This window comes from Nonomuraea deserti (genome assembly GCF_004348685.1).
GTDB classification, from domain to species: Bacteria; Actinomycetota; Actinomycetes; order Streptosporangiales; family Streptosporangiaceae; genus Nonomuraea; species Nonomuraea deserti.
In genome coordinates this window covers 23,220-47,332 of the sequence record NZ_SMKO01000014.1, presented here as the reverse complement: position 1 = coordinate 47,332, position 24,113 = coordinate 23,220, and the positions used below count along the sequence as shown (strand labels likewise).

2 protein-coding genes are annotated in these 24,113 nt (G+C 75.0%); one reads left to right on the top strand and one right to left on the bottom strand.

Going from position 1 to position 24,113, the window contains the following annotated elements; genetic code table 11:
- The first annotated feature begins 87 nt into the window (after window positions 1–87).
- Entirely contained in the window at window positions 88–1,056 is a 969-nt protein-coding gene (locus E1292_RS08530) for an iron-siderophore ABC transporter substrate-binding protein (RefSeq protein ID WP_220446737.1), read from the top strand.
- Here E1292_RS08530 and E1292_RS08525 read toward each other — a convergent pair.
- Window positions 1,049–24,112: a non-ribosomal peptide synthetase gene (locus E1292_RS08525; RefSeq protein ID WP_132593781.1), complete on the bottom strand. Its 23,064-nt coding sequence runs from the start codon at window positions 24,110–24,112 to the stop codon at window positions 1,049–1,051. The genes E1292_RS08530 and E1292_RS08525 overlap by 8 nt on opposite strands.
- Window position 24,113 lies beyond the last annotated feature (1 nt).

Here is a 24,113-nt window from a genome sequence, read left to right as displayed (position 1 = left end):
TGCTATCCTAAGTTGCATCCCATAACCTGGCCAGAAGGACCGCAGATGATCAGTTTCCGCGCGCTTCGGCGAGCCTTAGTCAGCACTGTGCCGGGCGTCCTCCTGGCGGCTTCGCTGATCTCGTGCTCGGCGGGAACGCAAGCCGAGGCGCCGCGGGCCGCCGCGTCCGCCGATCCCGCGTTCCCGGTCACCATCGACCACAAGTTCGGCAGCACCACGATCGAGGCCAGGCCGTCCCGGGTCGTCACCGTCGGATGGAACGATCAGGACTTCGCGCTCGCGCTGGGTGTGGTGCCGGTCAGCACGCGCGCGTGGTTCGACGAGTACACGAACTTCCCGTGGGTCAAGGCGGCACTGGGCGGCAAGCAGCTGTCCACGTTCTCGGCGGAGCTGAACTTCGAGGCCATCATCAAGCAACGGCCCGACCTGATCATCGCCATCTACGAGACCGTCAACAAGGAGACCTACGACAAGCTCTCCCAGATCGCGCCCACGGTGATCCAGTCGGGCGACTACGCCGACGAGCAGACCCCGTGGGACGTCCAGACGCTCACCACGGGCAAGGCGCTGGGCAAGTCCGCAGAGGCTCAGGCGCTCGTCGACGAGGTCAACGCGAGGATCGCCGAGGCGAAGCAGGAGCATCCCGAGTTCGCCGGCAAGACCCTCGTGGTGGACTTCGGGCCGGAGAACGGGCAGCACTGGCTGATCCCGGCCCGCGACCCGCGCCGCGCGCTGTTCGACGCGCTCGGCTTCGCCGCTCAGAGCGAGTCCGACGAGATCAGCGAGGAGCGGCTCGACCTGCTCGACCGCGACGTGCTGTTCGTCAACGGCGCGACCAGGGCCAAGATGCTGGAATCGCCGGTCTTCTCCCGCCTGAAGGTGGTCAAGACCGACCGCACGATCTACACGGACTTCTCCACCCCTCTCGGCGGCGCGCTGTCCTACAGCGGGCCGGACGCGCTGCTCTACGCGCTCGACGTGCTCGTGCCGCAGCTCGCGAACGCCGTCGACATGGACCCCTCGACCCCGGTCAAGGACCTGTCCGCCGTCACATGAGACGGGCCAGCAGCGGCCCGAGGATCTCCAGGGTGCCGGCGTCCAGCAGTTCGGAATGCCGGCACCCGACCGCGACCACGCGCAGCTCCCCCGCCACGTAGGGACTCCACCGCTCCGAGGCCGAGCCGGTGAACCCCTGCTCGGGCACGGTCGCGTCGACGAAGAGCACGTCGCCGGGATAGACGTCGTACCTGGCCCGCCCCATCATGCGATCGCCGGCCAGATAGCTCTCCACGACCCGCTCGATCTGCCCCTCCTGCAGCGCCGCGACGCCGTCGCCCATGCCGCGCAGGAAGGCGGCGGCGTCGGCGGCGGACATGCGCTCGTCCGGCACCCGGTAACCCATCTCGGCCAGCAACGCGGCGACGTCCCCCGCGGCTCCCGGAACCTCCACCGGCGTGTCGAGCATGCCGAGGAGGTGGATGTCGCGGCCCTCGGCCGCCAGCCGTACCGCCACCTTGTGCGCGACCGCCCCGCCGAACGACCACCCGAGCAGGGCGACCGGTCCCTCCGGCGCCACCCCGGCGATGAGGCCCGCGTACTCCGCGGCGAGCTCGTCCATGGTCGTGGGCAGGCCGCTGTCTCGGCTCAGGCGGGGCGACTGCAGCCCGTACAGCGGGACGCCCTCGGGCAGGTAGCGCTTGAGCGGGGCGAACGGCCAGCTCAGCCCGCTGGCGGGCGGGAAGCAGAACAGCGGTGGCCGGGTGCCGTCGCCGGGCCGCAGGGTCAGCAGTTCGGCCATGGCGTCGGCCGTGGGGACGCCGCCGCTGATCCGCCTGGCCAGGGCGGCCGCCGTGGGAGCGGCGAACAGGTCCGCGACCGGGATGTCCACGCCCAGCCGGGCGCGCAGCGCGGCCGCCAGGCGTACGAGCAGGAGCGAGTGGCCGCCGAGGGCGAAGAAGTCGTCGTCCACGCCGACAGAGCCGGCCGGGCCGACGCCCAGCACCTCCGCCAGGACGGCGCAGACGGCCGCCTCGGTACGCGTGCGCGGCTCGGCGCGGGTGGCCGTCGGCGCGAAGTCCACCTCGGGCAGGGCCGCGCGGTCCACCTTGCCGTTCGGGGTGAGCGGCAACTCGTCGAGGACCACGACCGCGGCGGGGACCATCCACGAGGGCAGCCGCCGCGCGAGATGGTCGCGCAGCGCGGGAGCGGGGGCGGTGACGTACGCGACGAGCCGGTCCTGCCGGGCGGCGACCGCGACCCGCGACACGCCCGGGCAGGTCGCCGCCACCGCCTCGATCTCGCCGGGCTCGATGCGGAACCCGCGCACCTTGACCTGGTGGTCGGCCCGGCCGAGGAACTCGAGCTCGCCTCCGGCGCTCCAGCGGGCGAGGTCGCCGGTACGGTACATGCGCCCGCCCGTGAAGGGGTCGGCGACGAACCTGCCAGCCGTGAGGCCGGGGCGGCGCAGGTAGCCGCGGGTGACCTGGGCGCCGCCGAGGTACAACTCACCGGCGACGCCGGGAGGCGCGGGGCGCAGCGCCGGATCCAGGACGTACGCGGTCGTTCCCGGCAGTGGCCGTCCGAGCGTGGGAGGCTCGTCCCGGCGGACGGTCGCGGCGGTGGCCCACACGGTCACCTCGGTGGGGCCGTACACGTTGGTTACGGAGGCGGCACGCGCGGTCAGGTCGCGGGCCAGGGCGGGCGGCAGCGCCTCGCCACCGACCAGGACGCGCACCCCACGCAGATCAGCGCCGGGCAGGTCGACACCGGGCACATCGATCCCAGGCACATCGAGGCCGCGCACGTCGGCGCCGGGCAGGTCGGCGCCGGGCAGGTCGGCGCCGGGCCGTAGCGTCGACCACAACGACGGCGTGGCCTGCATCACCGTGATCCGCTCTTCGCGGAGCAGCTCGGCCAGCAGGTTCGGGTCGCGTACCTGCGTGTCGGAGGCCAGCACCACGCAGCCACCCGCCCGCAGGGGCCCCATCAGCTCCAGGACGGAGATGTCGAAGGAGAGCGTCGTCACGGCGAGCAGCCGCTCGCCCGGCCCGGCCACCGGGAGCGCGCCGAGGAAACACTCCAGGTCGTGCTGGGTGACGACCACGCCCTTGGGGCGGCCGGTGGAGCCGGAGGTGTAGATGACGTACGCGGCCGAGCGCGGGTCGCGCGGCGGCGGATCGAAGGATGCCGGCCCGCCGCCGAGCATGATGCCCTCGGGGAAGAGCTCGCGGGTGCGGTCGTCCACCACGATCGCGGCCGGGCGCGCGTCGGCCACCATGAAGCGCAGCCGTTCGGCGGGGAACGCGGGATCGAGGGGGAGGTAGGCGGCCCCCGCCTTGGCCACGCCGAGCACGGCCACCAGCAGCCCGGCCGAGCGCGGCAGGGCGATCCCGACGAGGTCGTCGGGTCCGAGGCCGCCGAGCCGGGCGGCGAAGGCGTCAGAGGCGGCGTCGAGTTCGGCGTAGCTCATCGTCTCGCCCTCGAAGACGCAGGCGGCCGCGTCAGGGGTGCGCCGCGCCTGCGCGGAGAAACGTTCGTACCACGGCTGCCCGCCGGCCCGCGGCGGCCCGCCGTCCTGCCACCGGGCCAGGTCGGCCCGGTCGCGCTCCGCGAGCACGCCGGCGCTGTCGACCGGCTCGTCCGGCCGGGCGGCGACCTCGCCGAGCAGGACGAGGAGGCGCTCGACGAGCCGCCGCGCCGTCTCAGGGCGGAACCGGCCGGCGTCGTACTCGAGGATCATCTCGAACGGCTCGCCGTCGACGAACGTGACGTTCAGGTCCACCTTCGGATCGGCGGCGACCGTGGGCGCCTCCCCCACCGGCAGGCCGAGCACGGTGTCGCGGCCGGCGGGCCGGTGCAGGTAGCCGAGCATCACCTGGAACAGCGGGTTGCGGCCCTGCGCCCGCGCCGGGTTGACCGCCTCGACCACCTGCTGGAAGGGCAGGTTCGCGTGCTCGAACGCGGCCAGGTCGCTCTCCCGCACCCGGCGGAGCAGCTCGGTGAACGTGGGCGAGCCGGACAGGTCCGTACGCAGCACGACGGTGTTGACGAAGAACCCGACGAGGTCGCCCAGCGCGGGGTCGGCACGGCCGGAGGCGGGGGTGCCGATCGGGATGTCGGTGCCGGCGCCGAGGCGGGACAGCAGGGTGGCGAGCGCCGCGTGCAGCACCATGAACAGGCTGGCCGACTCGGCCCGTCCCAGCTCGCGCAGCGTGTTGACCAGCTCGTGCGGCAGCTCGGCGGTCACCTGCCCGGCGGGCAGGGAGGCAGGCAGACCGGCGGGCGGATCGGCGGGCGGATCGGCGGGCGGATCGGCGGGCAGGGTGCTCTCGGCGGGCAACCCGCGCAACCGCCGTTCCCAGTAGGCGCGGTCGTCGTCGTGCCGGTCGTCGAGCCGCAGCCAGAGCGCGTAGTCGGCGTACTGCACCGGCAGCGGCTCCCAGCCGGGGGCGTGCCCGGCCAGCCGGGCGGCGTAGGCGGTGCCGAGGTCGCGCAGCAGCGGGCCGTCGGACCACTCGTCCATCGCGATGTGGTGCATCACCAGGGCCAGCACCGTGTCGCCGCTGTCCTTCTCCTCGATCAGGGTGGCCCGCAGCGGGGGTTCGGCGGCCAGGTCGAAGGGGCGGGCGAGCGCTGCGGCGAGCGCGGGACCGGCCGTGGCGCAGCGGACGACGGCCAGGTCGATACGGGGCTCGGCGAGCACCCGCTGGGCGGGCCCCTCGTCGATGACCGTGCGCAGGATCTCGTGCCTGCCCGCCACGTCGCCGAGCGCGGCCCGCAGGGCGGCGGCGTCGACGGCGCCGCGCAGGCGGACGAGCAGCGGGTAGGTGTAGGCGGTCGAGGCCGGGTCCAGCTGCTGGAGCAGCCAGAGCCGCTCCTGCGCGGGCGACAGCGGCACGCGGCCGGGGCGCGGCCGGCGGGCGAGCGGGGGCCGTGCCGGCCCGGCCGCGCCCGCCAGGCGGTCCGCGAGCCGGGCGGGGGTACGCGCGTCGAACAGGTCGCGCAGCGACAGGTCGGCGTCCGTGGCGGCGCGGACGAGGCCGAGCAGCCGGATGGCCAGCAGCGAATGCCCGCCCCTGTCGAAGAAGTCGTCCTCGGGCCCCACCTCCTCGCCGTCGTCGAGGGCCTGGCGGAACAGCGCGCACAGCAGCCGTTCCCGCTCGTTCGCGGGCGGCCGTGAGCCGGAGGCGAGCGCGCGGGGCGGGGGCAGTGCGGCCGTGTCCAGCTTGCCGTTGACGGTGAGCGGCAGCGCGTCCACGACCGCGTACGCCGCCGGCATCATGTGACCGGGGAGCACGGCCTTCAGCTCGCGATGCACCTCGGCGGCCAGCGCGGCGGCGTCCTCCGGGCGGTCGGGGACGAGGTAGGCCACCAGCCGCCCGCCCCCCGCCCGGTCGGGCACGGCGAGCACGGCGCTCTGGTGGACGCCCGGCCGGGCGGTGACGGCGGCCTCGACCTCGCCCGGCTCCACCCGGTGCCCGCGGATCTTGACCTGGTCGTCGGTGCGGCCGAGGAAGTCGAGGTTGCCGTCGCCGCGGACGCGGACCAGGTCGCCGGTCCGGTACATTCGCCCGCCGGGCACGAACGGGTCGGCGACGAACCTCCCGGCGCTCAGCCCGGGGCGGCCGAGATAGCCGCGAGCCAGCCCGGCACCGGCGATGTAGAGCTCCCCGACGGGAGCCGGGCGGAGGAAGGCGTCGAGCACGTAGCAGCGGGTGTTCCGGATCGGCCGACCGACCGTGGTGGTGGCGCTGTCGGCGGTGCCCGCGCCGAGCGTGTTGATCGTGTACTCGGTCGGCCCGTAGAGGTTGTAGCCGTGCACGCCCTCGGCCTCGCGCAGCTCCGACCACAGCGACTGGGGCACCGCCTCGCCGCCGAGGAGCACCAGGGGCGGGCGGTGGGGCCCGTCGAGGAGCCCCTCGTCGAGCAGGTGCCGGGCGTAGGTCGGCGTCACGTTCACCACGTCGACGCGGTGGCGGTGGCAGTAGGCGACCAGCGCCGTGGCGTCCCTGCGCAGCTCCTCGTCGCAGATGTGCACGTGGTGGCCCTCGACCAGCCACAGCAGCTCCTCCCACGACATGTCGAAGGAGAACGAGACGGTGTGGGCGATGGTGAGGACACGGCCGCCGGCCGCCGCGACAGCCGGCGTGAAGATCGCCTCGCGGTGGTTGAGCTGCATGTTGGTCAGGCCGCGGTACGGCGTGACCACCCCCTTGGGGCGGCCGGTGGAGCCTGAGGTGTAGATGACGTACGCAGGATGGTCGAGCCGCCCCGCCCGGCGGGGGACGGCGACCGGCCCGGCGGGCCCCGACACGTCGTCCAGGAGCAGCCCGGCCACGGGGTGGGAGGCGAACCTGGGCGCCACCGCACGCGTGGTGACCAACAGGACGGGCCCGGCGTCGGCCAGCATCGCGAGCAGCCGCTCGTCGGGGTGGTCGAGTTCGAGCGGCAGGTACGCCGCACCGGTGCGGAGCACGGCGAACAGCGCGGCGACCATGTCGATGGAGCGGGGCACCGCGAGCGCCACGATCCTCTCCGGCGCCGCTCCTCCGGCCAGCAGCGACCGCGCGATCTGGTTCACCCGCGCGTCGAGCTCGGCGTAGGTCAGGGTCCGGTCCTCGAAGGTGAGGGCGGGCCGGTGCGGGGTCCTGCCGGCCTGGTCCGCCAGGAGATCGGCGATCGTGTCCTCGCCGACGGGCCCGGTGACCCCGTCCATCGAGGTGCTCTCCCCCGCCAGGAGCAGCGGCACGTCGGCCACGGTCGCCTCGGGGTCGGCCGCGAGGCGGAGCAGGACGTGCTCCAGCCGGGCCAGCAGGGCCTGCGCCTGCTCCCCCGCCACCTCGTCTGCCCGGTACTCCAGCCGCAACGTGAGCCGCGCGCCGGGGGTGACCACCCACGTGAGCGGGTAGTGCGTGGCGTCCACGCTGGACACGCCGACGACGCCGTGCGCCTCTTCCAGATCGATGAAGGTGTCGTCGTCGAGGAAGTTCTGCAGCACGTAGAGGCTGTCGAACAGGGTGTCGCGGCCCGCGGCCCGCTGGATGTCCCCGAGCCCCAGATGTTCGTGCGGCATCACCTCGGCGCGCTCGGCCTGGACCCGCCTCATGACGTCCAGCGCGCTCTCACCGGGGGCGAGCCGCACCACGGCCGGCACGGTGTTCAGGAACACCCCGATCACCGACTCGATGCCGTCCAGCTCGGTCGGCCGCCCCGCGACCGTCGTGCCGAACACGGCGTCGCGGCGGCCCGACGCGTGGGCCAGCACCATGCCGAGGGCGGTGGTGAGCATCGCGTTGAGCGTCACGCCGCCGCGACGGGCCCGGTCGATCACCCGCCGGGTCTGCTCCTCCGTCAGCCGCGCCGACAGACTGGTCGCCGGCACGGGGGCGGTACCCGCCGCCGCCGGGAACAGGACGGTGGGCTCCACGCCGGCCAGGGCCCGCGCCCACGCCCTGCCCGCGGCCGCGGCGTCCTGGCGGGCCAGCCAGGCGAGGTAGTCGGTGAACGTCGCCCCGCCCGTGGGGAGGGCTCCGCGCTCGCCGCGGGAGTCGTACAGGGCGAACAGCTCGCGCAGCACCAGCTCGCGCGACCAGCCGTCCCACAACAGCAGGTGGTACGTGAGCAGCAGGCGGTCACGCCCGCCCGGCAGGTGGACCACGGTCAGGCGGCACAGCGGCGGGCAGGCCGGGTCGAAGGGCCGCCTCCGGTCCTCCGCCATCACGTCGGGCAGCCCGGAGGCGTCCGCGGACAGGTCGATCACGTCGACGGCGGCGTCGAGGCCCGTGCCGACCACCGCCACCGGACGGTGCCCGTCGTCGGCGGTGAAGCCGAGACGCAGCGCGGGATGGCGGTCGAGGAGGGCCGCGTACGCCAGGCGCAGCGCCGGTAGGTCGAGGCGGGCGGCGAAGTCGAAGGCGTTCTGCGCCACGTACACGTCGGCGTCGCCGGCGTAGCGCGCCTGGAAGAACAGCCCTTCCTGCAGCGGCGACAGCGCCCACCGCTCCGGCGCGGCGACCAGGTCGCGCAGCGCGGCGCCCCAGCCGTCGGCGATCATGCGGGCGTCGTCCGCGCCCAGCCCGCCCTCCGCGTACGTGAACACCGCGTGCAGCTCGGGGCCGTCCGGGGTGTCGTGGCAGGCGACGTTGATCTCCAGCAGGTACGGCGTCCCCAGGTCCGGGTCGGGGGCCACGCGCAGCGCCGCGGTCTCGGGCGCGGCGTCCCAGTCGCGCGTCCCCCCGGCCGGGAACCTGCCGAGGTAGTTCAACAGCAGCTGGGGCGTGCCGAGCCGGCCGAGCGCGGCGGCGGTCCGCGGGTTGCAGTACCGCAGCAGCCCGAAACCGAGCCCCCCGTCGGGTGCCGCCCGCACGGCCTCGCGCACCTCGCCGGGCGTGGCCTGGCCGCCGGGCAGGCGTACGGGGGCGATGGCGGTGAACCAGCCCACCGTCCTGGACAGGCCCGCGCCGCCCGCGCGGCCGTGCCGTTCCAGGTCGAGCACCAGCGGCGCCTCCGCGTCCAGGCCACGCGCCGAGCGCCAGCGGGCGACCGCGGCGTGCAACGCCGCGACGAGCGTCTCGGTGACGTCTCCTCCTTGCGCGGCCGGGACGCTGGTGAGCAGCGGCCCGGTCACGTCGGGGGACAGGCGGAGCACGTGGTCGCGGGTTGCCCCGACAGTCAGCCCGACGGTCAGCCCGAGGGCCGGCGCGGCCGGGTCGAGCTCGCCGCCCGGCCGCAGCGTGGCCGCCCAGTGCTCGAACTCCGCCAGCCTGGCCGCCTGAGCGGCGTTCTCGGTCATCGCCCGCGCGTGGGCGCGCAGGGAGGTGCCGACCGGGTCGAGCACGGGCCGCTCCCCCGCGGCGACGGCGTCCCACGCCTGCCGCAGGTCGTCGACGAGGATGCGCCAGGACACCCCGTCCACGGCGAGGTGGTGGGCGACGATCAGGAGCCTGCCCTGCCGGTGCGGCCCCCGGTCGAACCACACCACCTGGAGCATCCGGCCGGCGTCCGGGTCGAGCCGGCCGGCGGCGGCGTCCGACTCGGCGGCGATGAGCGCGCGCAGGCCGTCCTCGTCGTGCCCGGTCGCGTCGACCGCCAGCACGCCGGGCTCCGGCGGGTCCCCGGCCGGGCGCGCCTCCAGCGACCACAGCAGCGGCGAGGGCCTGCTGAGTTTCAGGCGCAGCGCGTCGTGCCGGTCGGCCAGCGCCCGGATCAGCTCGGCGACCTGCTCGCGCGTCATGCCCGGCGGGGTACGGAGCAGCTCGGCCTGGTTGAGCCGGGAGATCGTGCCGCCCAGCTCGGCCAGCCGGTGCACGATCGGCATGAGCATGATCTCGCCGACGCCGTCGGACCCGGCCGGCGCCGTCCCGGGCACGGTGTCCTCCGGTGCGGCGTTCTCCGGTGCGGCGTTCTCCGGTGCTGCGTTCTCCGGTGCTGCGTTCTCCGGTGCTGCGGGCTCGGGCCCGGAGGTCAGGGCGCTGGCGAGGGCGGCCGGGGTCCTGCGTACGAACACGTCCTGCGGTGACAGGTGCAGCGCGCGACGCCTGGCGAGGTTGACCAGCTGGATGGCGATGATGCTGTCACCGCCGAGGTGGAAGAAGTCGTCGTCGGGGCCGGCCGCGTCCACCTGGAGAATCTCCGTGAACAGCGCGCGCAGCACGTCCACCGGGTCCCCGTCGGCCGCGAGAGCCGCGGAGGTCGCGGAGGCCGCGAAGGTCGCCGTGGGTGCGTTGGTCGCGGCGGGTGTCGTGGGTGCGGTGGTCGCGGCGGGCGTCGTGAGCGGGACGGCGGCCAGCGCGTCCCTGTCCAGCTTGCCGTTGACCGTGAGCGGCAGCGCCTCCAGCGGGACGAACGCCGCCGGGACCGCGTACGGGGGCAGCGACCGGGACAGGTGCGCCCGCGCCGCGTCGGCGTCGATCCGCGTGCCCGGCCGGGCGACCACGTAGGCCACCAGCCGCCGGCCCCGCTGGTCCTCGCGCACGGCCGCCGCGGCGTTGGCGACGCCGTCCAGCGCCAGCAGCGCGGCCTCGATCTCGCCGAGCTCGATCCGGTAGCCGCGTACCTTCACCTGCCGGTCGGCCCGCCCCAGGTAGACGAGGTCGCCGCCGGGAGCCCGGCGCGCGAGGTCGCCGCTGCGGTAGAGGCGGCCGCCCGGGATGAACGGGTCGGCCACGAAGCGGGCGGCGGTCAGCGACGGGCGGCCGAGGTAACCGCGGGCCAGCTGGTCGCCGGCGACGTACACCTCGCCCGTCACCCCCGGCGGGACCGGCTGCAGGTCATGGTCGAGCAGGTGGACGCCGAGGCCGGGCAGCGGCCCGCCGATCGTGCCGGCGGGCTCGCCCCGGGTGTCGTCCGGGGTCAGCTCCCTGAAGGTGACGTGCACGCAGGTCTCGGTGATGCCGTACATGTTGACCAGCCGGGCGGCCGGGTGGCGGCGCTGCCACGACGCCAGGCGGGCGGGGTCCAGCGCCTCGCCGCCGAAGACGACGTACCGGAGGGCGAGCTCGCCCGTCGCCGCCTCCGCCAGCGGGTAGAACGCCGACGGGGTCTGGTTGAGCACGGTCACCCGCTCGCGTTCCAGCAGGCCGTGGAACCGCCGCGGGTCGCGCGCCACCTCCCTGTCGACGATCACCAGCCGCCCGCCGTGCAGCAGCGCGCCCCACAGCTCCCACACCGAGAAGTCGAACGCGGCGGAGTGGAACATCGTCCACACGTCCGAGTCCCCGAAGTCGAACAGCTCACCGGCCGCGGCGAACAGCGACAGCACGTTGCGGTGCGTCACCTCGACGCCCTTGGGCGTCCCCGTCGAGCCGGAGGTGTAGATGACGTACGCCGTGTTGTCCGCTCCGGCCGGTGTGAGCGGGGCGCCGCCGTCCCGGTCGTCCGGCAGGTCACCAGGCAGGTCGCCCGGCAGATCGTCCACCAGGTCGCCCGGCAGGTCGCCCGGCAGGTCGCCCGGCAGGTCGTCCAGCAGCACGATCGGCACGCCGGTCCCCGGCAGCCCGGCCAGCGTGGCCGGGTCCGTCACCAGGCACGCCGGCGCGGCGTCGTCCAGGATGAGGGCCAGCCGGGCGGCCGGGGCGTCGAGGTCCAGCGGCACGTAGCAGCCGCCCGCCTTCACGACGGCGAGCAACGCGACGACGAGGCCGGCCGAACGCGGCAGCGCCACGGCCACCCGCGACTCGGGCCCCACTCCCCTGGCGGCCAGGACCCGGGCCAGCCTTGTGGCGGCGGCGTCCAGCTCGGCGTGGGTGAGCGAGGTGTCGCGCCAGGTCACGGCGGTCGCGGCGGGCTCGGGCCGGGCAGCGGCGTACGCGTCGGCCAGCGTCCCCGCCACGGCGGCCCGTGACGCGAACGGCGCCACGTCCGCACGGGACACGATAGGCGCCACGTCCGGGCGGGACCCGAAGGGCGCCACGTCGGCACGGGACCCGAAGGGCGACGCGGCGGGCCGGGACAGGGCGGCCGGGCGTTCTGCGCCGGTGAGCGGGTCCAGCCGCGAGACCGGCGTGTCCGGGGCCTTGACGAGCTGGTCGAGCACCCGGGTGACCAGGTCGAGCAGGTTCCTGGCGCGTTCCTCCCCGACCAGCTCCACGTCGTACTTGATCTCCAGGGTGAGCCGCTCGCCGGGGAAGGCGACCAGCGAGACCGGGTAGTGCGGCGAGTCCGTGCCGGTGAAGCCGCGCAGCGCCAGCCGGGACCGCTCGCCCGCGCGCGCGGCGGGGAAGTTCTCCACCACGACCATGGTGTCGAAGAGCTCGCGGACCCCCGCGAGCCGGGCCAGCTCGGCGAGGCCGACGTGCTGCGCGTCGAGCAGGTCTCCCTGCTGCCCGTGCAGGCGGTCGACGATCTCCCCCAGGGTCTCCTCGGGCCGCCAGGACATCGGCACGGGGATGGTGTTGATCAGCAGGCCGACGATGGTCTCGACGCCGGGCAGCGCCCCGCCGCGACCGGACACCGTGGAGCCGAAGACCACGTCGTCCCGCCCGAGCAGCCGGCCCAGCAGCAGGCCCCATGCGGCGTGCACGAGGGTGCTCAGCGTCACGCCCCGCTCGCGGGCCGCGGCGGCGACCGCGCCGGCGGGCAGCTCGCCGTGGACGCTCGCGTGCCTGGACACCGTGTACGTGGCCGGGAACAGGCGCGTCGCCGAGTCGACCCCGGCCAGCGCGGCGGCCCACACGTCGCGGGCGGCGGCCCGGTCCAGCCCGGCCACCGCCTCCACGTGATCGCGGAACGTCACCGCGGGCGCGGGCAGCGCCGCGCCGCGCTCGTAGGCCTCGACGACGTCGCCGAAGACCAGCGGGTACGACCAGCCGTCGGCGATGATGTGGTGCATGGTCTCCACGAGCCGATGGTCGGTGTCGCTGAGCGAGACCAGCGCGTAGCGCAGCAGCGGCGCGGCCGCCAGGTCGAACGGCTCGGCCAGCTCGGCGGCGGCCAGCTCGGCCAGCCGTTCGCGGGCCTCGGCCGCGCCCAGCCCGCTCAGGTCGGCCGTGCGCCACGGCACCTCGACCGTTCCGGCGATCACCTGGACCACCCGGCCGTCGGCCAGCTCCTGGAAGCTCGCCCGCAGGGCGTCGTGGCGGTGCACCGTCGCGGTCACCGCCCGGCGCAGCGCCGCCGGGTCGACCGGGCCGGCGAGCTCGGCCACCTGCTGCACCACGTAGGTGTCGGTGTGGCCGGCGCCGAAGGACGCGTGGAAGTACATGCCCTCCTGGAGCGGCAGCAGCGGCAGGACGTCGCGGGCGCCGGCGTACCGGTCGACGTCCTCCTGCGTGAGCGCGACCAGGGGGAAGTCCGACGGGGTGTGCCCGGCCAGGTCGGCGCAGCGGGTGAGGGCCGTCAGCGCGGCCAGCCACAGCGCGGCCAGCTCGGCGACCTCCCCGCCCGCCATGACGCCGGACGGCCAGGACAGCGTGGCCGAGAGCGAAGGCCCGTCCGGTCCGTCCTGGGCCAGGGCGTTGATCTCCAGCCCCATCGCGGGGTTGTCCGGGTGGACGCCCTCGCGCAGGGTGCCGCCGCCGGCGGCGAAGCGGCCGAGGTAGTTGAAGAGGATCTGCGGCGGCTGCGGGAGATCGAGCCCGTCGAGGTGGCGCAGGACGCCGTGGCCGAGCCCCTTGCGCGGCACCGCGCGCAGTTGCTCCTTGACGGCCTTGGCCGCCCTGGCCAGCCCGGGGCCGGCCGCGGTGACCTCGTCCCAGCTCAGCGGCCCGGGATCGAGGCGTACGGGGTGAATGGCGGTGAACCAGCCCACGGTCCGCGACAGGTCGGCGCCGCCGGCGAGGTCACCTTCGCGGCCGTGGCCTTCGAGGCTGAGGAGCACGGCGGAGCCGTCGCCGCGCCCGTGCAGGTGCCGCCACCGGGCGAGCGCGACGGTGAAGCCCGTCAGCAGCACGTCGTTGACGCCGCCGTGCATCTCGGCGGGCACGGCGCCCAGCAGGGCCGCGCTCGTCCCCACGGGCAGGGACACGGTCAGCGACCGTACGGTGGCGGCCGTGTCGACCGCGGGATCCAGCGGTCGGGCGCCCAGCGGCGGATCGTCGGTCGCCAGGACGTCGCGCCAGTGGCCGGCCTCGTCGCGGAAGGAGGGACGCGCGTCCTGGATAGCCGACGCCCACGCGCGGAAGGACATCGGGACCGGGTCCAGCGCGGGTTCGCGGCCGGCCAGCAGGTCCGTCCAGGCGCGGGCGAGGTCGTCGGCGATCACGCGCCAGGAGACGCCGTCGATGACCAGGTGGTGGATGACCAGCAGCAGGTGACCGGGTCCAGGGGCGCGGTCGAACCAGACCGCCTGGACCATGATCCCGCGCTCCGGGTCCAGCCTCCCGGCCACCTCCTCCGCGAGCCGCCGCCCGGCCTCCTCCACGGCGTCCGTCACGGCGTCCGTCACGGCGTCCCTCACGGCGTCCCTCACGGCGTCCCTCACGGCGTCCCTCACGGCGTCCGTCACGGCGTCCATCACGGCGTCCTGCCCGGCGGACCGGCCCGTCGCCGGGTCCGCCGCCTGCCAGGCGGCCTGCCCGAGAGCCTGCTCCGGCGCCCGTCCGGAGGCCTGGTCCGCGGCGGGCAAGGGGGCTTCCTGCCGCGTGCAGAGCGCGGACGCGTCGAACCCCTCCGGCGGCGGCACCGACAGCGTCCACGCGTCGCCGTCGCGGTCGAGCCGGGCCCGCAGCAGGTCGTGGCGGACGCAGAGCGCCCGCACCGCCCGTTCCACCTGCCGCGCGTCGAGACCGGCGGGGACCGGCAGGACCATCGACTGGTAGAAGCGCTCCAGGGGCGTGCGGGCCAGCATCGTCTCGGCGAGCATCGGAGTGAGCGGGACCGTCCCGGTCGCGGGCACGCCAGGATCGTGCGCCTCCAGCGGCGCGGGCTGCGGGAGGGCGGCGGCCAGCGCGCGCACGGTACGGCGGCGGAAGACGTCGCGCGGGGTGAGGTTCATGCCCGCCTTGCGTGCCCGACCCGTCACGGCGATCGAGGAGATGCTGTCGCCGCCGATGGCGAAGAAGTCGTCGTCGACGCCGACCTCGGCCAGGCCGAGAACCTCGGCGTAGATGGCCGCCAGAGCATGTTCCCGCTCGCCGCGCGGCGCCTGCCGGGCGCCGCCGCCGGGCGCGACGGGCTCGGGGAGCGCCGCCACGTCGAGCTTGCCGTTGACGGTGAGCGGCAGCTCGTCCACCACCCCGTACAGGGCGGGGACCATGTAGTCGGGCAGCCGTTCGGCCAGCGCCGCGCGCAGCCCGGCGGCGAGCTCGTCGTGGCCGCCGCCGGGCGCCGGGATCACGTACGCGACCAGCTTCTTCAGCCCGGGCACCGCGGGATCGGGGCGGGCGATCACGGCGGCCTGGCGCACCCGCGGGTGGGCCGACAGCGCCGACTCGACCTCGCCGAGCTCGACCCGGTATCCGCGGATCTTCACCTGGTCGTCGACGCGGCCGAGGAAGTCGAGGTTGCCGTCCTCGCGCTGGCGTACGAGGTCGCCGGTGCGGTACATGCGCCCGCCGGGCACGAACGGGTTGGCGACGAAGCGGGCGGCCGTCTGCCCGGTGGCGTGCAGGTAGCCGTGGGCCAGGCCGGCGCCCGCCACGTGGAGCTCGCCCACCACGCCCGCGGGCACGGGGCGGAGCCACCCGTCCAGCACGTACGCGCGGGTGTTCCGGATAGGACGGCCCACGGTCGGGGTGGCGCTGTCGCGGGTGCCCGCGCCGAGCGTGTTGATCGTGTACTCGGTGGGCCCGTACAGGTTGTATCCCTCAGGGCCGTCCGGCTGGCTCAGCCGCTCCCAGACGCTCTCGCTGACGGCCTCGCCGCCGAGCAGCACCAGGCACGGGGCGTGCCCGCCGTCGAGCAGGCCCTCCTCGAACAGCAGGTGGGCGTAGGTCGGGGTGACGTTGACGACGTCGATCCCGTTGGCCTGGCAGTACGCGGCGAGCGCGGTGGCGTCCCTGCGCAGTTCCTCGTCGCAGATGTGCACCTCGTGGCCCTCGACCAGCCACAGCAGCTCCTCCCACGACATGTCGAACGAGAACGACACGGTGTGCGCGATGCGCAGCCGCTGCCGCCCGGTCCGGCGCGCGGTCGGCCCGAAGATCTCGGCCCGGTGGTTGAGCTGCATGTTGGTCAGCCCGCGATAGGGCGTCACCACGCCCTTGGGCCGGCCGGTGGATCCGGAGGTGTAGATGACGTAGGCGGGCAGGTCGCCCGGCACGTCCACGATGAGCGGGTCGGCGGAGAAGGCGTCCAGGTCGGGGAGCACGCACCGCCCGCCGAGCCGCCGCTGGTGCTCGGCCAGCGCCGAGCCCGGGTCGGCGCAGACCAGGAGGACGGGCCGGGCGTCGTCGAGCATGGCGGCCAGCCGGTCGACCGGATGGTCGAGCTCCAGCGGCAGGTAGGCGGCGCCCGCGCGCAGGACGCCGAAGAGCGAGACGACCATCTCGACGCCGCGGGGCAGCCCGAGCGCGACGATCCTGCCGGGGCCCGCGCCCTGCGAGCGCAGCAGCCGGGCGCACTGGTTGATCCGGCCGTCCAGCTCGGCGTAGGTCAGCCGCCGCTCCCCGAAGACGAGGGCGACCTCGCCGGGGCACGCGCGGGCCCGCTCGGCCAGCAGGTCGGCGATCGTCGCCGTGCCGATCGGATGCTCGGCCGCCGCCCACTGCCGGGCCAGCTCGTCGCGCTCCTCGTCGAGCATCAGGTCGAGCGCGCCGACCGGCACCGCGAGGCCGTCGGCCAGCGTCGCCAGCAGCCGGGTGAACCTGCGCACCATCCGCCGGGCGCCGTGCTCGGGCACGTCCGGCCGGTACTCCAGCTTGATCCGCAGGTTGGCGCCGGGGGTGAGCACCCAGGTGAACGGGTAGTGGGTGCTGTCGGTGTAGTCCACGCCGACGATGCCGTGCTCGCGTTCCAGGTCGGTGAACGTGGTGTCGGTCAGGAAGTTCTGCAGCACGTACAGCGTGTCGAACAGTTGCTCCTGGCCGCACGCGCGGTGGATGTCGCCGAGGCCGAGGTATTCGTGCGGCGCCAGGTCGACGCGGTCGTCCTGGGCACGGCGGGCCAGTTCGAGCACGGTGGTGCCGGGAGAGGGCGCCACTCTGACCGGGACCGTGTTGAGGAAGAGGCCGATCACGTTCTCGATGCCGGGCAGCTCGGCCGGTCGGCCGGCCACGGTCGAGCCGAACACCACGTCCGGGCGGCCGGACTCGTAGCCGAGCAGGATGCCGAGCGCGGCGGTCAGCAGCGCGTTGAGCGTGACGCCGCCGCGGGCGGCCTGTTCGCCCAGCCGCGTGGTGACCTCGGCGGGCAGCGCGGCGAGGATGCGCTCGGACGGCACCGGCTCGCGGCCGATGGCCTCCGGAGCCAGGACGGTCGGCTCGTCGACTCCCGACAGGGCCGCCCGCCAGGCGGCTGCGGAGGCGTCGCGGTCGCGCGTGCCGATCCAGGCCAGGTAGTCGGCGAACGTGCTCTCCGCCGGAGGGAGCGCGGCGCGCGTGCCGCCCGAGCCGTACAGCGCGAACAGTTCGCGCAGGACCAGCTCGCGTGACCAGCCGTCCCACAGCAGGAAGTGCGAGGTCAGCAGGAGCCGGTCGCGCCCGTCCGGCAGGCGTACGACGGTCAGCCTGACCAGGGGCGGGCGGGCCAGGTCGAACGGCTCCTCCCGGTCGGCCCGCGTCACCGCGTCGAGCCGGCCGTCCTGCTCCGTCAGGTCGACGACCCGGACCTCGGCGGGCACGTCCGCGGCGATGAGCTGCGAGCCGCCGTCGGCGGCGAACCCCGCGCGCAGGGTGGGGTGGCGGCGCAGCAGCGCCGCGAAGGCCTCCGTCATGGCGTGGACGTCGACCCGCCGGTCGAGGTCGAAGACGTTCTGCGCGATGTAGGTGCTGCTGCTCTCCGCGAAGGTCGCCTGGTAGTAGACGCCCTGCTGGAGCGGCGACAGCGGCCAGACCTCGCCCTCCGTGCCCCCCGCGACGGGCGGCTCCGCCTCCCGCAGGGACGCGGCGAGGGCGGCGGGCGTGCGCAGGCGGAACACGTCCCGGATGGTGAGCTCGACGCCGTCCTTGGCGAGCAGGCTGACGAGGCGGATGGCGAGGATGCTGTCGCCGCCGACGGTGAAGAAGTCGTCATGGACGCCCAGGCCTTCGACGCCCAGCAGGGCGCCGGCCCGGGCACAGATCATCGCCTCCTCGGCGGTCCGCGGCCGCCCGCCCCTGACGCCGGGTTCGGGGTCGGGCAGGGCGCGGCGGTCGCGTTTGCCGTTGGGCAGAACAGGCAGCCGGTCCAGCACCGTCACCGTCGCGGGCAGCAGGTACGAAGGCAGGTCGGCGCGGAGCAGCGCGCGCAGTCCCTGGGCGTCCAGCTCCTCCCCCGGCGCGGCCACCACGTAGGCGTGCAGGGCCCCTCCCCGCACCGCCACCGCCGCGTCGGAAACCCCGGCGCGGCGCATCAGCGCGGCTTCGAGCTCGCCCGGCTCGACCCGGTAACCGTTGATCTTCACCTGGTCGTCCGCCCGGCCGAGGAACTCGACCCGCCCGTCGGGCGTCCAGCGGCCGAGGTCTCCCGTGCGGTAGAGGCGCGCGCCGCCGCCGAACGGGTCGGCCACGAACCGGCCCGCGGTCGTCCCCGACCGGCCCAGATAGCCGCGGGCGAGCTGGGCGCCGCCGACGTAGATCTCGCCGGGCGCGCCGGGCGGCACGAGCTGGAGCGCGGAGTCGAGCAGGTAGAGCCGCGTGCCCGGCACCGGCCTGCCCAGCGTCACCGGCTCCCCCGGGTCCACCTCGCCCTGGAGCACGTCTCCCGCGACCTCCGACGAGCCGTAGGAGTTGACGATCCTGGCCTCGGGCGACGCGCGGCGCAGGGAGCGCACGCAGGACTGGCCGAGCGGTTCGCCGCTGCAGATCCAGCGGTTGAGCGCGGTGAGCCGCTCGGGCGCCGTGTCGGCGAGCGCCGCGGCCAGGCTCGGTACGGCGAGCAGCTGGGTCGCCCCCGACCGCTCCACGAGCCGGGCCAGCGCCGCCCCGTCGGTGGCCTCGTCGTCGCCGGCGATGACCGTCGTCGCCCCGGCGACCAGCCCGCCGAGCAGCTCTGTCGTACCGTCGATGAAGCTCAGCGAGCTCTTCGCCAGCCGCACCCTCGCATCCCAGGCCGCCGCCGCCCAGGTGAGCCGGTTGGCGAGCGCTCCGTGGGTGCCCACGACCGCCTTCGGCCGGCCGGTCGAGCCGGAGGTGTAGACGACGGAGACCGCGTCCAGCGGGGTCACGGGCGTGCCCGCCGCGGCCTGGCCCGCGGCGGCGGCCCTGACGGTGAAGGAGGGCAGGTCGTGCGGGGGCAGCGTCCTGGCGTTCGCCTCGTCGGTGAGGAGGCAGGCCGGGCGGGCGTCGCCCAGCATGAACTCGATCCTGGCCGCCGGGTAGGCGGGGTCGACGGGCAGGTAGGCGGCCCCGGCGCGCATGACGCCGAGCAGGGCCGCGGCCATGTCCGCGGAACGGCTCGTCGCCACCGCCACGATGTCGCCGCGCCGTACGCCGGCCGCGGCCAGCGTGCCGCACACCCGCCGGGCCCGGTCGTCCAGCTCGGCGTAGGTGAGAGTGACCCCGGCGGACATGACGGCGGCGCGCGCGGGGTGCTCGGCGACCTGGCGGGCGAACAGGTCCAGCACGGAGGTGCCGCCGACCGCGACCCCGGCGCTGGTTCCGGCGTCGGGTCCGGCAGCGGCTCCCGTCCCGGGGGCTCCGGCTCTGGTTCCGGCTTCGGTTCCGGTTCCGGTTCCGGCTTCGACCTCGACTTCGGTTCCGGCTTCGACTTCGGTTCCGGCTTCGGCTCCGGCTTCGGCTTCGGCTCCGGCTTCGACTTCGGCTCCGGCTTCGGCTTCGGCTCCGGCTTCGACTTCGGCTCCGGCTTCGGCTCCGGCGGTGGTGGCTGCGGCGGTGGCTTCGGGTCCGGTTCCGGCGGCCAGCAGGTCCCGGCGCTGCTCGCCGGACACCAGCTCCACCTGGCCGCACGTCAGCGTGGCGTCGTCGGCGAGGGCGGCGAGCAGCCTCTCGTACTGGCCGATCAGCAGGTCGGCCGAGGTCGCGGAGACCAGCCGCCGGTCGTGGGTCAGCGTGAGCACGATCCGATCGCCGGGCTTGGCCATCAGCGTCACCGGATAGTGGGGCGCCTCGATCGTGTCGATCCCCGCGATCGCGAGGCCGCCCTGCGCTGCGGCGGGCTCCGGGTAGTTCTCGACGACCACCAGCGTGTCGAACAGCTCGGCCACGCCCAGCCGGCGGTGCAGCGCGGCCAGCGAGACGTGCTCGTGCTCCATCACCTCGCGCTGCGTACGCGCGAAGCGGCGCAGCACGTCGGCCAGCGGGTCGGCCGGCTGCCAGCGTACCCTCGCCGGCACGGTGTTGATCAGCAGGCCGACCATCGCGTCGATGCCCGCCGGTTCGGAGGACGCGCGGCCGGACACGGCCGAACCGAACGTCACGTCGTCGCGCCCGGTCAGCCGCCCGACGAGGATCCCCCAGGTGGCGGCGAGCACCGAACCGACGGTGAGCCCGTTCCCCTGCGCCCATGCCCGCAGGCGGTCGCCGAGATCGCCCGGCAACTCCCGCCGGACCCGGCCGAACCCGCCGCCGAGCCCGCCACGGCCGTGCCCGCCGGACGCGTCGGCCGCCTTGTCGGCCAGCGGATCGGCCTGCGGGTCCGCCAGCCGGTCGGCCTGTGCGTCCGCCAGCCGGTGGTGCTGTGCGTCGGCCAGCGCGTCGGCCAGCGCGTCGGCCAGCATGGTCGGTTCCCGCACGCCGGCCAACGCCTCGGCCCACGCCTCGATCGCGGTGTCGGCGTCCTGCCCCGCGAGCATCCTCAGGAACTCCCGGTAGGGCGGCGGGTCGGGCAGCGGCCTGTCCTCGTAGAGGGCCAGCAGGTCGCGCAGGAGCAGTGGCACCGACCAGCCGTCGGCCAGAATGTGGTGAACGGTGTGGACGAGGGCGTGCCGCCGCGACCCGAGCTTCACCAGCGCGAAACGCATGGCCGGCGGCCAGGCGAGGTCGAACGTCGCCGACCGCTCAGCAGCGGCGAGCTCCTCCAGGACGGGCTGGGCGAGGTCGAGGTCGCTGAGGTCCTCGCTGCGCCACGTCACCTGCGGACGGTCCGCGATCACCGACACCACCTGCCCGTCGCCGGTGGTGCGGAAGGCCGCACCCAGGTTGGGGTGGCGGCCGAGCAGCTGTTCGGCCGCGGTGCGCAGGCGCTCGCCGTCCAGCGGCCCGGTGAGCTCGATGATCTGCTGGACGACGTACGGATCCTGGTCGGGGTCGAGGGTGGCGTGGAAGTACAGGCCGGTCTGCAGCGGCGAGAGCGGCAGCACGTCCTTCAGCCCCGGCGCGTCCGCCTCGATCGCCGTCACGTCGGCCTGTTCCAGCTGGACGAGCGGGAAGTCGGACGGGGTGTGCCCGGTGACCGTGGCGCTGGTGGCCATGTCGGTGAGGGTCTGCGTCCACAGCGCGGCCAGTTCCCGTACGCGGCCGGCGTCGAGCACGCCCGCCGGCCAGCTGAACGTGGTCGTCAGGACCGGTCCGCGGGCCGTGTCGACGGCGACGGAGTTGATCTCCAGCACGCGTGGCAGCGGCATGCGCGGATCGCGCCGCTCGACCACGATCTCACCCCCGCCGACGGGCGCCCAGTCCCCGGCCCGGTCACCGACCCCGTCGTCGGCCCCGTCGTCGGCCCCATCGGAGGCGCGGGCGGAGGCCCGGTCGGAAGCCCGGTCGGAAGCCCGGTCGGAAGCCCGGTCGGAAGCCCGGTCGGAGGTTGGGGCGTCGGCGGGGGCGCCGTCGAAGCGTCCGAGGTAGTGGACGAGCACCTGCGGCGTGGCGGCCAGGTCAGGGCGGGGCCCCTCCCCCAGGTAGCGCAGCACCCCGTAGCCGAGCCCGCGTTGCGGTACCCGGCGGAGCTGTTCCTTGACGGCCTTGACCGCCTCGCCCGGCGTCCCGGAGCCGGGGTCGATCACGGCGGGGAACAGGGTGGTGAACCAGCCGAAGGTACGCGAGAGGTCGGCGTCGCCGACGGCCTCCTCCTCCCGCCCGTGCCCCTCCAGCTCCAGCAGCACCGCCGAGCCGCCGCCGCGCCAGCGGCCCACGGCGCGCGCCGCGGCGGCGACCAGCACGTCGTTCACCCCGCCGTGCACGGCGGCGGGGACCGGGCCGAGCAGGCGGCCGGCGATCGCGGTGGGGATCTCGACCGTGAGCGACTGCTCCGTGGCGACCACGTCGCGGCGGGGATCGAGCGGCCGCTCGCCGATCATCGGGTCGGGCGCCGCCGCGGTACGCCGCCAGTGGTCCTCGCCGGCGCTGAAGTCGCACTCCCGCAGCCGGGTCGCCCACTGCCGGAACGAGGTGGGCGCCTGGGGCAGTTCGACGGGTCGGCCCGCCCGTGCCGCCTGCCAGGCCTGGGCGAGGTCCTCCAGGAGGATGCGCAGCGACACGCCGTCCACGACCACGTGGTGGACCACGATCGCGAGCCGCCCCTGGGCGTGCGCTCCGGCGTCGAGCCAGACGAGGTCGAGCATGCGCCCGCCGGCCGGGTCGAGCCGTCCGGGGGCGGCGGCGACCTGCCGTTCCAGGTCGGCCGCGGTCTCGACGCGGGTGATCACCTCGGCGGCCCCGGGCTGCTGCCCCGGCGGCTGTACCGTGAGCGTCCAGCGGCCGGTGCCGGTCGTCCGCGCCCGCAGCAGGTCGTGGGCGGCGAGCACCGCGTCGATCATGCGCTCCAGCTGGTCGCCGGTCAGCCCGGCGGGCGTGCGTACGGTCATCGACTGGAAGAAGCCGTCCATCGACGGCCCGATGTCCTGGAGCCACTCGGTGATCGGCGTCGGCGGCACCTCCCCGATCCCGCTCACGGCGGGCAGCACGGCGGAGGGCGCCGCGGCGCTGACGTCGGTGACCGTGGCCGCCAGCGCGGCCGGGGTGGGGTGGGCGAACAGGTCGCGCGGGCGTACCACGAGCCCGGCACGCCGTGCCTGCCTGACCACGCCGATCGCGACGATGCTGTCGCCGCCCAGGGCGAAGAAGTCGTCCTCGGCCCCGACCTCGGCCACACCCAGGACCTGCGCGAAGACCTCGCACAGGACGCGCTCGGGCTCGGTGCGGGGCGCCCGCGTGCGGGCCGCCGCCGGGTCGGCCGGCCGGGGCAGCGCCTGCCGGTCCACCTTCCCGTTGGCGGTGACGGGGAAGCGGTCGAGGACGACGTACGCGTCCGGCACCATGTACGCCGGCAGGCGTCCGGCGCACCAGTCACGCAGCTCCGCGGCCGGGACGGCGTCGTTCGACCTCGCGTACCCGACGAGCCGCCGCCCGTTCTCGCTCACCGCGACGGCGGCCTGCCGCACTTTCGGGTGGGCGGCGAGCGCGGCCTCGACCTCCTCCAGCTCCAGCCGCATGCCGCGGATCTTCACCTGGTGGTCGGCGCGGCCGACGAACTCCAGCGAGCCGTCGGGGGCCCATCTGGCGAGGTCGCCGGTCCGGTACATCCGGGAGCCGTCCGCGGCGAACGGGTCGGCGACGAACCGGCCGCCGGTGAGCGCGGGAGCGTTGATGTAGCCGCGGCCGAGCAGGAACCCGGCGGCGTACAGCTCGCCCACCGTGCCCGTGGGCACCTGTTCCAGGCGTTCGTCGAGGACGTACAGCCGCGTGTGCGGGTTGGGGCGGCCGATGGAGGTCGCGATGCGCTCGGCGGTGTCGCGGTAGATGACGTGCGAGACGCCGATGGTGGCCTCGGCCGGGCCGTACCCGTGGTAGAGGGTCGTCGAGAGCTGGCCGCGGAAGCGGTCGAACAGCTCCGGGGTGAGCACCTCCCCGCCGCACCAGACGTGCTTCAGCCCCGACAGCAGCGAGCTCCCGCGGGCCATCTCCAGCAGGACGTCGAGCATCGACGACACGAGATAGACGAAGGTCACGCCCTCGCGGGCGATGAGGTCCAGCAGGTACTGCGGGTCGCGTTCGCCGCCGGGCTCCGCGATCACCACGTAGCCGCCGGAGACGAGCGGCAGCAGGATCTCGTTGACGGAGATGTCGAACGACAGCGGCGCCTTGAACAGGGACGCGTCGCCGGGACCGAAGCCGAGGATCTCCTCCACCTGCCAGAGCAGGCGGTGGCTGATCGCCTCGTGGCGGATCATGGCGCCCTTGGGCGTGCCGGTCGAGCCGGAGGTGAACATCACGTAGGCCAGCCGGCCGCCCTGGACGGAGACGGGCGGCGGCTCGGCGGGCTCGTGGGCGTACCGCCAGGAGCCCAGGTCCACTTCCCGCACGCCCAGCGTGCGGACCGCACCCGCCTCGGCGCCGACCTGGCGGCGGCGTGCCCGCGGCCAGGCCGGGTCGACGGGGACGAACGCGCCGCCCGCCACCATGATTGCCAGTACGGAGACGACCATCTCCGCGGAGCGCGGAGTCGAGACGGCGACGACCTCCTCGGGGCGCAGACCCTCTTTGTGCAGGTGCTGCGCCAGCTGGAAGACGTGGGCGCCGAGTTCCGCGTACGTCAGCCGCACGCCGGGCGCGACGACGGCCGGCGCGTTCGGGGTCCGGCGCACCTGGTCGATGAACAGGTCCGCGATCGTGGTGATCCTGGCGGGAGAGTTCGCTTCCATG